The following is a 17,463-nucleotide window of genomic DNA, read 5'->3' on the forward strand; positions in this document are numbered from 1 at the left end:
ATACGCCCTCAAACACCAAAGCCGTAGCTTCTGGGGTCAATGCAACCTGAGAAGTAAACAAATCAACAACCGTCTTTTCTAAGGGATAAGCTACAGCAGTAGCATTAAAACCGGAGAGTAATTGTTCCTCTTCTATCGGAACAATATTTAAACTATTTATATTGATTTGTTCGGCACCAATAACACCTTCAATTATCTGATTTAAAGCTATTTTCATATAATAAATTATACGAATCGCATCTATATCATCAATAACATATGCTGTAAGGTTAAAGTCTGTTCCGGTATCATCTACACTTAATTCTAATGGATAATTAGTACGTTCTTTAGCTCCGATAACAGTACCACCTATCTCTGCATCGACATCATCTATAGAATATCTATAATTTAATAAGGCACTAAATAAAGGGGTGTCGTTAGGAATACCACTCCAATTATGAATACTGGATAAAGGGGTTTGCTCGTGAGATAACAATCCTTGTAATTCTTTATATACATGCTTTAAATACTCTTCAATACTTCCTTCTAAACGGAGCATTATCGGTAAGGTATTGATAAACAACCCTAATGACTGACCAGCTCCTAGTGATCCTTGTAAACGACCAGAAAATAGTGTCCCAAAAATAGCATATTCCTTATTACTACATTTACTGATGACAAGTCCCCATGCAGCATGAAAAATAACGGCTGGTGATATTTGTAAGTCACGACACACACTTCTTATCTGCTTAGATACTTTAGAAGAAAGAATACTGCTTAACTCTTTGATATCAGAACCATTTCCAAGAGTATTGGATACCCCAAAAGGAAAAGTCGGCTCCACTATTGTTCCCCATCGAGAACGGAAATATTCTTCACTATTATTATAGTGTTTTTGATATTCTAGATGCGCTATAAAATTTCGATATAAAACAGGTTCTGGAAGATTCTTAATATCTCCTGACAGAAACATGGCGATTTCTTCTATGATCTTTTCTAACCCAACATGATCTATCATCATATGATGATATTTAAATAATACATAATAAGTATCTGTATCATCTGTTGTCTGTATTTGTATAGAAGGAGCTTTTGACAGCTCCATCCAATGCTTACCGAAATTAAGGATGGATTCTAATTCTTCCAATATATTTTTTGAGGAAGCAAAAGATAACTCTTCGATACTAAATTTAACCTCTCTTAAAACGACCTGAACAGCATGAGGTAAACCTTCACTAATCACACAACTACGAAGTACGTCATGACGCATAATAATATAACTAAATGCATCAATAAATTTATTTCGCGCAAGCAAACTATTAAACGAAACTAAATTAGTTATAACATAAGGATCTCCATGAATCTGATCACTCATCAAATAATGAAAATACATCCCTTCTTGTAACGGAGATAATGGGTATATGTCCTGAATATTAGATGCACCCCCTGGAACAGTATCCATGATTACATCTAAATCACTTTGGCTAAGATCGACCAAAGGCAACATATCTGGAGTAATGTATTCACAATCTATACCAATGGCGTTCTCTGGTATCTCATAAGTTGGGGATGCAATCGATACTTTAGAAGCTAATTCTCTTATCGTTGGATTTGCAAAAACTTCTTTAACACTAATCTGAAAATCTACTTTTTGTAACTGTGCTATCAATTCAACTACCATTAATGAGTGGCTGCCCAATTCAAAGAAATTTTCATCTATCCCCAACTGATGAATCCCTAATATATCTTTCCAGATATTTACTAACTGTTCCTCAGTTTCGTTTCTTGGTAATACAAGAGCATCCTTTTTAGTATTACTTCCTTCATCATAGTCTGATAAAAAGATCGATATTAATTGTTTTCCATCTATTTTATCACTCAAATTCAATGGAAACTCATCGATAATACAATACTGATTTGGATGCATATACGATGGGAGTTCTGCTTCGCATCGTTTGTAAAGTTTTTCAGAGATAGATTCTTTTAAATTATCCAGAGGTTCAAAATTATTTAATATCACAAAGCATAATACTAACTCTTGATCACTATCACTTTTATATACCAAAACATGGCAATCATTTACAGTTTCATCTTTTCTTATTACTGATGCTATATCTTCTAACTCTACACGATGTCCTCGAATCTTAACCTGATGATCTTCTCTCCCAATGAATTCTATCATACCATTACTTAACCAACGACCTAAGTCTCCTGTTTTATATAAGGTATCCCCCAAAAGATTAGGATAAGGATTCGCTAGAAAACTTGTTGCTGTACGCTCTGGTAGTCCTATATATCCTTCACCTACTCCAACTCCACTTACACATAATTCACCTATAACTCCAATAGGACATAACTCTAAGGAATCATTCAAGATGACAACATTCATATTAGGAATAACCTGACCTATTGGGACTCGTAATCGTGTAGATGGTAAAAGTGTTGTAATCTCATATTGTATCACGTCATCAGAAGCTTCACACGGACCATATGCATTCAATAACCGAACCTCGGGAAGTAAAGTCTTTAATCCATTAACTAATGCTACAGGAATTGACTCTCCAACTAACATAATCCATTGTAAATGTTCTAATGTAATAAGGGTTTCTCTTTCCTTTATATAAGAAAATAACCCCCACATATAAGTAGGTACAAATTCTATCACATTTATTTTAGTACGCTGCAAAGTGTCAATGAGAATGTCATATGCTAATAATTCGTACTTATCAACAATAACAGTAGTTCCTCCTTTTAATAGTGGTCCTAACAATTGCCATACTGAGATATCTGAACCAATACCTGCACTTTGTAGAAAACGAAAACCATCAGGCAAATCTAATAGCTCATATTCTGCTAAAATATGATTCATTGCTCCATCATGGCGTGTAATTGCTCCCTTAGGTTCCCCTGTAGACCCTGAAGTATACAATATATATGACCAACTATCCATTTTATTTCTATTATCAGGGTTATTAATAGGCATATTGCCTATATGATAGCTATCATAGATTGGTAATCCCAACACAGCATAACTACTGGATAATAAATCAGAACACTTGTCTATTAATATTACAATTATATTTTCCACTGCTCGTATTCCTAACCCCTCTAATAAGCTAGAGGTAGTTATAAGAATAGAAAAATTAGAACCTAATAACATTTTCTTAATCCTAGAGGGAGGGTTTTGAGTATCTAAAGGAGTGTACACTCCCCCAGATTTTGAGATTCCCAACATACAACCTACAAACTCAACACTTCGGTCTAAATAAACACCGATACAAGTTTCTTCTACAACTCCAATTTCCAATAGTGTATGTGCAATTTTATTTGAATACTTGTTTAATTGCTCATAACTCCACGAGACCTCATTATGAATTACTGCTATAGATGAACTGCTTGAATGAACAATAGATTCAAAACGAACATTTATTGGCATATTATTATCTAAATCAACCTCTTGTGAGTTAAAATAAATACCTTCTGGTGTACTTGTTCTACCAAGTATTAAATCTCTCTCATCATTAGGTAGCATTGATAAATCTTTTACGACTTGAGAAGTATCCATAGTAATATTACTCAGCAACTCTTGATAATGAATTAGCATACAACGAACCGTGGCTTCTTGAAATAAAGAAGTACAATATTCCATTCGTAAAGAAATGGTAGACTCTTTTTCTATTACTGTTAAATTAAGATCAAATTGAGATGTGGTTTCTTTATACTCATAAGAAGATACCTTTACCCCTTCAAATATTGAATCATTATGTACTACATCATCCTGAACATCAAACATTACCTGAAATAATGGACTCATACTCATATCCCGTGTAGTAACAACACGATCTACAACTTTTTCGAAGGGAGTCAACTGATGATCATAAGCTGATAAGGTTGTTTCTTTTAATTGAGATAGCACTTCTTTAAAACTAAAATATTCATCTATAGTACTTCTAAGTGCCAAAGTATTAACAAAAAAACCCATTACATCTTCTAATTCAAATTGAGTGCGATTGGCTATAGAGGTTCCAATACAAATATCTGACTGACCACTATAACGAGATAATAATATTTTAAATGCAGATAATAATAGCATAAACAACGTAACACCTTCTTGTTGAGAAACTTTCTTAAGTTTCATACTCAATTCTGATTCTAAACTAAGAGAAACATTGGCTCCTTCATTACTTTGAATGGAAGGTCTTATATAATCCATTGGTAATGATAAAGGGGATACTCCTTTTAATTTATTTTCCCAATAAGACAATTGATTTTCTAATATTTCTCCCTTCAAAACTTCTCGTTGCCAAATCGCATAATCAGAATATTGCAAAGACAACTCTGGAAGAGAGAAATACTTATTACCCTGTAAACCATCATACAACAAAGTCAGTTCTTTCATAAAGATCGGAATTGACCAACCATCACTGGCTATATGATGAAAAACAACTGCTAATACATATTCCTGGTTTCCTAAATCATATAAACATGCCCTAAACATATAATCTGATGATAAATCAAAAGGAGTGCTTACAAATGAAGTAAAGTCATTTTCTAATGCTTCTTTGTCTAAAACTTTAGCATGTTCTAATGACCAATCTTTTGCTTTCTTTATTTGTTGAAATGCTTTACCCTCTTCTGAACTAACCACCGTGCGTAAGGTTTCATGACGATCTACAATAGTACACAATGATTTTTCTAAACATTGAATATCTAAATTCCCAACCAAACGTAATCCTCCTGGCATGTGATAAGCGACACTACCTTGTAGCTGGTCTATAAACCATAAACGTTCTTGACTAAAAGACAATGGGATATGTGGGGGTTTATCTGCTGGAGTGACGACAGGTAATAATGATCCTTGAGAAATTTGAGATATATAAAGTCCTAATTCCGATATTGTAACATATTCAAATACGTTTTTTATCGTTATTTCAATGGCCAATTCCTTACGTATCATTGATACTAATCGGGTTGCTGATAAAGAATGTCCTCCTAATTCGAAAAAATTATCATATATACCAATCTTATCTATTCTTAATAATTCTTCCCAGATAGTCACTAATTGTGTTTCCATTGTATTTCTTGGAGCACAATATTCTTGTGTTGATAATTGAGAACTATCAGGTTCTGGTAAAGCTTTTCTGTTTAATTTACCATTACTAGTTAAGGGCATCGATGCTAACTCAATCCAAAATTGAGGAATCATATATTCTGGTAATTGTTTTTGTAATTCTTTCTGTATTTGTTTTTTATCAAAGTTTCCTTCTGCAACCACATAACCCACCAGAAATTTCCCTCCCTGAATGTCGTCTTTAGCAATGACACAGCAACTCTCTATAGTACCTAATGATGATAAGACACTTTCAACCTCACCTAATTCTATACGATATCCCCTAACCTTAACTTGATCATCTTTCCTACCAATATATTCTATATTTCCATCAGCCAGCCACCGTACTAAATCACCTGTCTTGTAAATACGTTCTTTAGCATTAAAGGGGTTGATTATAAATTTTTCTTTTGTTAACTCTTCTCTGTTTAAGTAACCACGTGCAACCTGCACTCCTCCAATACATAGTTCTCCTGTTACTCCTATAGGTAATAATCGTTCTTGCTTATCCAAAACATACAGTTTTGTATTCGCAACTGGCTTTCCTATCAAAACACTTGATAAGGAGTTCTCTGTGGGAACTTGCCATGAAGTAACATCAATTGCAGCTTCTGTTGGACCATATAGATTATCTAATCGTACATCTTTAAATTTTTTCTTAAATAAAACTACGTGATCCATTCTTAGAGCTTCTCCACTACATAAAACTCGTTGTAAGCCACTACATTCACCTTCATTAATTTCACTTAAAAAAGCACTAAGCATAGAAGGAACAAAATGAATTGTCGTAACCTTTTGAGATTCAATCAAATTTTTTAGATAATTAGCATCCTTATGACCTTCTGGTTTTGCAAAAACTAGTTTAGCTCCAGAAATAATCGACCATAACAGTTCCCAAACAGACACATCAAAACAAAATGAAGTTTTTTGAAGAATTACATCTTTTTCTGTAAGTTGATAGTGCGATTGTGTCCATAATAATCGATTAACAACACCACTATGTTCATTCATTACTCCCTTAGGTCGACCTGTACTTCCGGAGGTATAAATTACATAGGCTAGCATTTCTGGATATGCTACGTGCCCTAATTTTCTATTAGACTCTTTACTGATACTACCCCAATCCTTATCTAATAAAATCGTTTTTAATTCTTTATTATCATTAAAAATTGAAACTCTTTCTGTACTAGTTAGTAACAAGGCAATTCCAGCATCTTCGAGCATATAATTAATACGATCTAAGGGATACTCGGGATCTATGGGAACATAAGCTCCTCCGGATTTTAGTATTCCTAAAATACCGATAATCATCTCCAGAGAACGATCGATACAAATACCTACAAGACTTTCATTACTCACTCCTTGCTTCTTTAAATAACGAGCTAACTGATTAGAGCGCTGATTTAACATTTTATAGGTTAATGCTTCTTCCTCAAAAACAATAGCCACATGGTCAGGAGTTTTTTTGACCTGTTCTTCAAATAAATCTACAATCGTTTTATCTTTAGGATAATCAACCTGAGTATTATTAAAGTCTAATAAAACTTTTTGTTTTTGATGCTCAGAAATAACTTCTATATCAGACAATACAGATGTAGGGCTTGTCATTATTTGAGAAAGGACATGCTTAAAACAGGTCAAAAACTCTTCTGCCGCAGTCTCACTTAATGCAGATGAACGATGGTTTAAACTTATGATTAACCCTTCAGAGTTTTCTATAACATTAAACGTGATATCAAAACCATTATGCAAGGGCTGATGTTCTTCTAATTGTAACTGCAGACCATTCATCTTAATATCACCTACATTAACATCAAAATTGAATAGTACATTAATAAACTCTTCTGGTTTTATTTGTGTTTCTTTTTGTAGTAAGCTTATAAAGTCAGCATAAGGATATTCCTGATGATCATAGGCATCAAATAATCTACATTTTAGCACGGTTAGATAATCCGATATGGATTGATTAGCATCATATTGGGATGCCAATGGAATAATGTGTGCAAAATAACCTATTGAATTATCTAGGTCTGGCATTGAACGTCCTCCTACTGGAATCCCCAGTACCATTTCTTTATGCTGACACAATCTATATAGCAATATCTCAAAAGCGGATAGAAACATCATAAAAAGTGTAAGCCCTTCTTGACCACTCCATTGTTTCAATACTTCAACTTCTTTTTCGGGTATTTGAAGCATTACCGAATTATTTCTGGTATCATTGCCTGGCAAAGTGGTATCAAAAGGCAAATCAACATGAAAAGAAGCATTTGCAAACTGCTCTAAAAGATAATGTTCGTGTTCTTTCCATACATCACTTTTACGTTGCTGATCTAACCAAGATACATACTCAGGAAACTGTATTATGGTATACTCAGGGATACTATGATCATTCCTAAGAGCATTATAGTGTTCTGCCAATGTGCGTAAAAATAAAGCACAGGACCAACCATCAGCAATAATGTGATGCATGGACAGATGTAACACATGATCTTCTGGAGAAAACTTAATAAGGTTTAATCTAATTAATGGCCCCTCAGTAAAAGAAAATGGAGTTTCTAAATCATTATGGAGTAATTCGCAATACTTCTCTTCTTTTTTATCCTGAATAATTGAAGATAAATCAATTTCTGTTATAGGAATTAGGATTGATTTATCATATATCAATCGTTTACCATCTTTAGAAAAAGTACTCTTTAAAATCTGATGCTTTTCTAACACTTCTTTTGCAGCACTTTTTAAGGCAGATAGATATATACTTCCTTTCATACGTAAACTCAGCGATATGGTATATGCCAGAGATTTTTCGACACTAATTTGATCTAACAAAAATAATTGCTCTTGAGCCAAGGTTGAGTTTGATTCCTTTGCTACTACTGCTACTGTATTATGATCTATAGAAGGTGTAAATTCTTTACTATCACTTGATTTACAAACTATATAAGCACTCTCACATATTGCCTTATAAATGGTATCGATATCATCATCCGAATGCGCAAATGTTAAGAAAAGATTATTGGGAGCCCATGCAAAAATGCCTCTTTGGATAAGGTGAAATAATAGTAAATCAAAGTTTCCTCTGAATTTAAAACGAAATAAAGAGCCAAAATTCACAATCTCTAGCGGAAGGGATTCTTGTTTAAAATATACATTTAGGCGCTTCATCAAATAATCTGTTTTTTGATTAAGATCTATGTACGCTTGTTTTCCTATTTGTTGTATCCGAGTTAATACAGCTCTTGCAGAAGCCATAGTTAATGGATGACGCGAAAAAGTTCCTGCAATTAATGTTTTAGGGATTTCTGGATAAGAATCATCTCCATACTTCCAGTTTCCACCATCTACAATATTAAGATACCTTCTAGAACCTGCAACGATTCCTAATGGCATACCACCACCTGCAATTTTACCATATGTAGCGATATCTGCTTTGATACCGAAATATTCCTGAGCACCTCCAGGTAGTATTCTAAACCCTGTAACCATCTCATCAAAAATCAAAGGTACATCTAACTCCAAGGTTAATTCCTTTAATTGTTTTAGCAATTCTACAGGTTGAAAATCTGGAAATCTACTTCGTACAGGTTCTACTAAAATAGCAGCCAAATCATCTGCATTTTGACGTATTTGATCCAATATATCTGTATCATTATAACTCAATACAATAAGATCATTCACCATATTTTGGGTTACTCCAGGAACCATGGGTTCTACACCATCCTCTCCTTGCATTCCTAAAACAGTTTCTATATGTCCATGATACGAACCAGAGAACAATACTATTTTATTTTTTCCGGTGGCAGCTCTTGCCAAACGCATGGCGAAAGAAATAGCCTCTGTACCTGTATTAGCGAAAGCAATACGCTCCATACCTGTAAGCTCTGAAACAAGAGTAGCTACCTCTCCTGATAATTTTGCTAATGGACCAACAGTAATGGCTTTATGCAACTGTTCTTGCATAGCTTCAATTATAAAATCGGGTTGATGCCCAAAAATACAAGACCCATACCCCATTGTGATATCAATGTATTTGTTGCCATCGATATCCGTAAAACCAGAGCCTAAAGCATGCTCGCATACAATAGGGTACTCCATCTCTTTGGTAGACAACTTAAAACCTCTTGCCAAAAAATAATCCGCTAATACTTTTCTGTATTTGGCTGTGTATTCTTTTGAGTTTTGTGTTTGATCAGTATATTTCTTTAATAATCCGGGAAGTTGTGCTTCTTGATTCTCTGGAAGTTTTTGAAAAAAGAACTCCTTATTACCCAAAGCTCCCGGTAAAGTAGCTTCTTTTTTTTGTTTTTCTATCTTTTTTCCATTGTTAATGATGGTGTTAGAAAAATGCCCTTTTTTGGGTATTATAGCCGACGACAGGAGCGTTTTATTATGGTTACTAGAAGTATTAGTATTAGTCTTTATATACTGTGTAAGAATCTCATTTTGATCCGAAAACTGTTTAGTAAGTAAACGGTTTTGTTCTGTAAATTGTCCCTGTAAAATCTGCAAAAAATCCTCATTATGTGTACCCTTTTTAGGTGATGTAGCAGAAGAATTACTGATTTTATCGGTGGCTTCTGTCTCTGGTATGGCTGGTGTAATAGTAGCAATCTTTACTATATCATTACTAGTAGTACTTTCTTCTGGGTTATATACAGACTGATCTATATTTTCTATTATATAATTTATAATAGCTTCAAGGTCCTTCAAATCTTCGAACATTTTTCGAATCGGAAGTTTTATTTTATATTCTTTCTGTATTTTTTTTGTGATTTCTAATAAGGAAAACGAATCTGCTCCATAATTAAGTAATGGTCTATCTAATGCTATTTCTTCAATATCCATATGAAGGGTAGCAGAAATCATTTTCTTTAAATAATTTTCTATATCCTTAAAAACCATATTTGTTGTCACGTTTTGATCATTTTTATTTGCTGAACTCAGTGTAGGAGTAGGTTTGTCTTTAACTTGAGTTAGGTATGTATGTTCTATCCAAAATCTTTTTCTTTGGAACGCATATGTTGGGCAGTCTACTTTGGTAAAGGTATTCTTTGAATAAAACGCTTTCCAATCTACATGTCCCCCTATAGTGTACCATTCACTTACACTTTCTAATAGTTGTAATGTCTGATCTTTATTTTGTCTAATAGAAGGTAACCAGACAGCCTGACTGGTTTCAGATACACACTGACTCCCCATAGCCATTAAAATCGGTTGTGGGCCTATTTCTAGGTATGCATCAATCTCTAATTTCTCAAGTGATTGCATACTGCTTAAGAAATCTACAGGGGCACTAATGTGTGTTACCCAATACGCTGCAGTACATACTTCTTTGTCCACTAAGGTTCCGGTAACATTACTTATTAATGAGTATTTGGGATACTGATAATTAATCGTCTTCGCTATCTCCATAAATTCGAGCAAAATCGGTTGCATCAATGGAGAATGGAATGCATGTGAAACGTTTAATTCTTTATACTTGATTCTTTCTGAATCAAGTATGCTGATAACCTTCTTTATTGCCTTTTTATCTCCAGACAATACGGTTTGATCTGGTCTATTAATTGCTGCAATGGCAATTTTTTCTTTAGTATCTAAAAACTTTAGGACTCTATCTTTATCTAGTTGTATCGATACCATTGCCCCTGGCTCAGATAATCCTTGCATGAGCCGTCCTCTGGATGCTACTAATTTAAGTCCTTCCTCTAATGAAAACACTCCTGCTACACAGGCAGCAGTAATCTCTCCTACACTATGTCCCATTAGTACATTTGGTATAACTTCCCAATGTATCCAAAGTTGGTATAAAGCATATTCTATGGCGAACAAAGCGGGCTGTGTATATTGGGTTTGGTTGATTAGCTCTGCTTTTTTACTTGCTGCCTCTGCAAATAAAACTGTAATTAGGTTTTCTGGTAAATAAGAATCTAATATCTCGGCACATCGATCTAAAGCTCTCTTAAAAATGGGTTCTGTAGCATATAACTTTTGCCCCATTCCCAGATATTGGGAGCCTTGTCCTGTAAATAGAAAGGCTATCCTTGCTATTCTATTTTTATGTTCTGGAAGTCGAGTAATTGCCTTGTTAAGTTTTTGAAGTAATTCTTCTTTGTTTCCGGAAGTTACTGCAAGTCGGTTTTCCCAATGATCTCTGGTTACAGACATACTATAAGATAAATCTTGGACTGAAACTTCTGGATTTTCTTTTATGTACTCAATGACAGAAACAATTTGATTTTGAAGTGCATTTTCTCCTTTTGCTGAAATCGTAGTTACTACTATATCATCAGTAGAGACTCCATTTGTTACTGGTTTTTTCTTTCTTTCTGGTGCTTCTTCTAAGATTACGTGAGCATTGGTACCTCCAAATCCAAATGAACTAACTCCCGCTCTTCGTACTTCATTTTCTTTTATATCCCAATCTAACAAGTCATCTGGAATCTCAATATTTACCTCGTTCCAATTGATAAATGTATTAGGTTTATGATAATGAAGCTGCCTAGGAATTTGTTTATATTGTAAGCACAATACTGCCTTTATTAAACCGGCAACTCCTGCTGCCGATTCTAAGTGACCAATATTAGCTTTTACCGAACCTACCTTCAGAGGTTCCTTATCTTTTCTATCTTTTCCGTATATCGTATGAAGAGCATTAATTTCTATCGGGTCTCCTAAAGATGTACCCGTTCCATGTGCTTCTATATAATTGATATCATTTGGCACCAAACTTGCCGATTGTAATGCCGATTGAATAACCTGTTGCTGTGCCAGTCCGTTAGGTGCTGTTAACCCGTTGCTTTTTCCATCTTGATTGATGGCAGATCCTTTTATAATCGCTAAAATATTATCCCCATCTTCTTGAGCCTTAGATAATGGTTTTAGTAGTACCAATCCACATCCTTCACTTCTTACATACCCATTTGCTGAGTCATCAAAAGCTTTACAACGACCGTCACTAGCCATCATACTTGATTGAGACAAAGCGACTGTAGCATCTGGAGTAATTATTAAATTTACACCTCCGGCAATTGCCATTGTACAATCTCCATTGCGAATATCCCTAACTGCAGTATGTATAGTTACTAACGAAGAAGAACATGCCGTATCTACAGACATACTAGGTCCTCTTAAATCATAGTAATAAGAAAGTCTATTCGCTGCAATGCTTAGCGCTCCTCCCGTACCGGAATACATATCTTTTCCTAAACCCCTTGTAAGAGACTTATAATCACTTTGGATAATCCCGATATAAACACCTGTTTTAGTTCCTTTTAATTCTTTAGAAACATATCCAGAACTCTCCAGTAGTTGGTGACTTAATTCGAGTAAAATCCGTTGTTGAGGATCCATTAATTTAGCTTCTCTAGGAGAGATATCAAAAAATGAAGCATCAAACTCATCAATGCCATCCAAAAAACCTCCCCATCGAGTTGTCATTTGAAACCCATTAATATCTTCATTAGAGGTATAAAAATCATCCACACTCCAACGATTAGAAGGAATTTCTGAGATAGAATCAGTATTGGATTTTAAATTTTGCCAAAAAGTATCGATATCATTTGCTCCTGGAAACCTACCAGCCATCCCTATGATAGCAATAGGTTCATTTTGATACGAAATTGATGATGTTTTTTTTATTGCCTGAACGGTTTTCTCTTTCTCAGATAGATATGATACTAAATCAATTATATTAGAATAACTATAAAGTAGTGATGGTAATATTTCTTTGTTCAAATATTCTGATAGTAAACCTGATAATCGTATTCCTTGTATAGAAGTCATACCCATTACTGCAAACGACTTATCAAGGCTTATTGCAGAACGCTCAATCTTTAATTCATCACTAATCGTATTTTGCAACCATTTTACGAGCTCTTCATTTTTTAAGCCATTTTGATTAGATTTCGTATTAGTTATATTTTCATTTTCTTTCTTCTCTTGCTTTGTTTTTAAACTCCAGGTTTCCACGACTCCTTCTAAAATATTTTCCTCATAAGAAGATTTTGCCACTAATCGCTGTATTTTACCACTCGAGGTCTTTGGTATCCTTCCTGGACTCACTAATACTAGAGCATACAAGGGTAATTCATGCACTTCTAATACGGCTTTGCTAATAGTGTTTACAATAGCTTCAAAATCATAACTCCTCATACTAGTGCGTTTGATCTCCTGAACAATTACCAATTGCTCTTTCTGGTTAACTGAAAAGGAAAAAGCAGCTCCAGCATTGTTTTGTAAATCAAGATGACTATTCTGTACGGTTTGTTCGATGTCTTGCGGAAAATGATTTACTCCATTGATAATCATCATCTCTTTTAATCGACCTGAAATATATAATTCGTCTTTATGCAAAAACCCCATATCTCCAGTACGCAAATAAGAATCTTTATTTTGATCTGTCGTTTTAGTATCAAAATTAATTTGTGCAGAAAAAATTTCTTTGGATAATTGCTCTCTATTCCAATATCCTCTGGAAACACTATCGCCACTAATCCATATTTCTCCTATCTGTTTGGATCCGCAAAGTCTTTTGGTTTTAGGATCTACTATTCTTACTGTCAGACCTTTTACAACCGGACCGTTACCCATTAGTTTTACAATTTCATTATCATATAATGGTTTCTCTGCTATTTCTATTTTATGATCGTTAAAACTTTTTTTATCAAGTTTAAGAACCTCAGGTGGAGTATCAAATTTACACCCACTTACAGTTAAGGTCACTTCGGCAAGTCCATATCCAGGAAATAACGCTTCCACTGTAAAGCCATACTGCACAAATCGAGAAGCAAACTTCTTAAATGTTTCTGGACGAATAGGCTCTGATCCATTAATTGCAACTCTCCAACTACTTAAATCTACTTCTTCTAGGTCTTCATCCTTTATTTGATTAAGACATAGATCATAAGCAAAATTAGGTCCACAACTGATTGTCCCTCTATATTTAGAAAATGCTTTTAACCATCGAATAGGTTTTTGAACAAACGCAGTTGGAGGCATTATGATTAGTTCAAATCCTACATAAAAAGCTTGAATTATATTCCCTATTAAACCCATATCATGATATATGGGCAACCAAGAAACACCTATAGATTTCGGAGTGGTTCTAAAGCAATTCTTAAACAGTTCACTATTATGAATCACATTAGAATGATCTATTACAACTCCTTTAGGATCTCCTGTGGAACCTGAGGTGTATTGTAAAAATGCGATCGTATCTGGTTTGATTTTTGGAAATTCTAATACAGTAATACCAACATCCAATATATCTGTTTTAAGCCATTCTATGTTTAAAAAGACTTCATGCTTAAACCAATCCCTGCTCTTTTTATATACAGTATCTATGGTTAATACCAGACTAGCCTTACAATCTAACACAATGTTTTCTAGTCTGCCTAAACGCCGTTTACCTTTTGGAGGATAGGCAGGAACAGCAATTACCCCTGCCAATAAACACCCCAAAAAAGCATCAGTAAATTCTAATCCCGATGGATATAGTAATAAAACCCTATCACCTGGGCTTACATGTTTTAAAATGTTAGAAGCAATCATCTTTGCTCTATCGAATAATTCTTGATATGTTCTAGAATCACTTTCATCTTCACCATTGGCTAAGAATCGATATAAAACCTTATTTGGTGTTTTATTAATATGATTATTAAATACTTCTATTAATGTTTCTTCTGAATACATGTGAGAGGATAAGTTTATAAGAGATGTTTACTATTAAAAAATTAGGCTAAGCTTGGTTCTAGATATTCTTCCAAGCAAAGCGTAATAGATTCTTTCATGATGCTGATTGCTGCATCTACAATAGCATGAGTAGTTATTAATGGAGGAACTAATCGTAATACATTATTATAATGTCCACCGACCTCAAACAACAAACCTCTTTGGAAACAGGCTGCTCTAAACTTTTTTATAAACTCAGGGAAAGGTTCTTTTGTATCTCTATCTTTTACAAATTCAACTCCGATCATCATGCCTCTGCCTCGGACTTCTCCTATGAATGGTGTCTCTGTTTGTAATTCTTCTAGTCTTTTTACTAAATACGCTCCAATAGATTTGGTATATGCTGCTATATTGTATTCTTCGATAAAATCAAATGCTCCTCTGGCAGCAGCTATACTTACTTGGTTCCCTCTAAATGTACCTATGTGAGCACCTGGTCCCCAGGCTTCTATTTCTTTTTTATAGATTAATCCTGAAATTGGAAATCCGATTCCTCCGAACCCTTTAGAAAAAGTGATAATATCTGGAACAGCTTTGGTATTCATAAATTCTAGAAAGCTTCCTGTTCTGAAAAAACCACATTGAATTTCATCAAATATGACGAGTACATCATTTTCATGAGCGATTCTCACCAATTCTTCTAAGTATCCATCTTCCGGAATTATATTACCTCCTTCTCCCTGGATAGGCTCTATGAGGATTGCTGCCGGTTTAGATATTCCCGAATGTCCATTTGTCAATACGTTCTTAAAATATTCTATACTAGAATTTTCGCCACTCTTTGACTCCTCTCTATAGGGATAATTATAGGGTACAAAATGTACATTTGGCATCAAAGAAGTTAAGTGATTTCTAAAAAAAGTATCCGAAGTCACTGCTAATGCTCCAGAAGTCATTCCGTGATATCCACCAGTAAAAGCAATTATTCCATCTCTTCCTGTCTTGATTTTTGCAAGTTTAATAGCAGCTTCTACAGCATCAGATCCTGTAGGCCCCCCAAAACTAACTTTATAATCATCACGAATAGCCTCTGGTAAATTATCCTTTATCTTTTGAATTAAAGCTAGTTTATTTTCTGTAGGAAAATCTAATGCGTGAATCAATTCTGTCTGTTGTGCTTTTACGTACTCTAACACATACTCATTTCCATGACCAACATTTAAAACACCACATCCTCCAAAAAAATCAATAAATTGATTTCCATCTACATCTTCTATAATACTACCTTTTGCTCGTTTTATGGCAATTGGCATATTTCTAGGGTAGGAGACAACGCTGCCTTCGATGTTTCGTTGTATTTCTAATAATTCTTTTGACTTTTCTCCTGGTATAGAAGATGAAATAATTCTTGCGGTTTCTGATAAATGATACTTTTTTAGTGATTCCATAGTAATAATTAGATTTTTTGAGTGATTTTAAAAAAATTGTGTTCTAGGAAATTCCATTTATAAATTATACGTTAACCAACGTAGCATATTAATAACTTTAAAAGGATAATAGATTTACTAAAAAAAAGAAGTGTATAGCAGGAAACATATATTCGTTTACTGCTCTATAAAAGACTAATAATAAACATTCTTAAAATGTAATTAACTTACATAATTCAGATATGACTTATAAAAAGGGAAAATATATTTAGCTGGAATATGAAGTGAAAGCCCTAAATAAATTAAGGCATTATAATAGCCATTTTTTAATGGAGCTCCTTTTAGTAGCGTTCCTACCCCTTTTCTGGCGCTTTTTGGAGTATGCCAATCTATATTAAACGATATAGATTGACTAAGCCCATGAACCTGATGTAACATCCCAGATGGCATATATAAAATATCTCCTGCTTCTAAGACTACTTCCATTTTCTTTACCTCTCTTGCTTTTGGAAACTTCTTGTAATCAGGATTGTTTGGATCAAACCTGGCCCATCGCCATCCTTCTATATAGCAAAGTTCTTTTTGATTCCCATCTATCAAAATAAACTTCTTTTTCCCAACAACCTGAAAAAACAAGTTATTTGTTAATAATGTATCAAAGTGCAATGGAGTCAGACTTCCTGTTGCTCCGATAAAGAATTGTATATAGTTATACCATTTTGCCCAATACCACTTTGGTAACAAATCTTTACTAAAAGGATCTATATCAGATAAGTACTCGGGAAATATATGAAAGAATGGTAAATCATGAAGATATCCTATTGCATCTGGAGTTAAGCCCATCTTCAAATCCTCTTCGTATTGTGTCAAACGATCTAAGAAATCACTCAAAAGCATTTTTACTTTTTTTCCTTCTTCTATCTTTGCTGATTTTATAGGTATTTTTATGCCCCTTTCTCTTGACTTTAAGTATTCGATATCCCAATCTAATGCTTTCCAATTGGCAGTCATTCCTTTTATTACTAATGGTTTACTTTTGTTTACAAAATTTGCGTAAAACTCATTTCTTGTAATATGATCTACAATTGTAACTTCTTCTGAATATTTTAATTGATCAATAAATTTAAGTTGCCTCATGCTTTTGTTGAATTAATAATTAAAGTGGAATGAAATTTTGGGGATCCCAGATCATTAGAGTAAACTACCTCATGGCAAGCCCACGAGGCATTTATTAGAAAAAAATAGTTTGATTTCGAGGCAAGCCTCGGAGCATTTAAA

The 17,463-nt window shown here is 34.1% G+C and carries 3 protein-coding genes; all 3 read right to left on the reverse strand.

Translation table 11 applies throughout. The features are described 5' to 3' along the window. Positions 1 to 14,779, reverse strand: a 14,779-nt coding sequence (locus F0000_RS07415; RefSeq protein ID WP_149624084.1) for a non-ribosomal peptide synthetase/type I polyketide synthase, incomplete at its 3' end; no start/stop codon positions are given. Positions 14,780 to 14,820: 41 nt separating this feature from the next. Beyond that, positions 14,821 to 16,206 (reverse strand): aspartate aminotransferase family protein, encoded by a 1,386-nt coding sequence (locus F0000_RS07420; RefSeq protein WP_149624085.1) that lies wholly within the window; start codon positions 16,204 to 16,206, stop codon positions 14,821 to 14,823. Between the two features lie 201 nt (positions 16,207 to 16,407). Then, a complete protein-coding gene (locus tag F0000_RS07425) occupies positions 16,408 to 17,322 on the reverse strand; it encodes a cupin-like domain-containing protein (RefSeq protein ID WP_149624086.1) in 915 nt (304 codons plus the stop codon). Positions 17,323 to 17,463: the final 141 nt, after the last annotated feature.

It is taken from the genome of Aquimarina sp. RZ0, from assembly GCF_008370685.1.
In the GTDB taxonomy this organism is placed as follows: domain Bacteria; phylum Bacteroidota; class Bacteroidia; order Flavobacteriales; family Flavobacteriaceae; genus Aquimarina.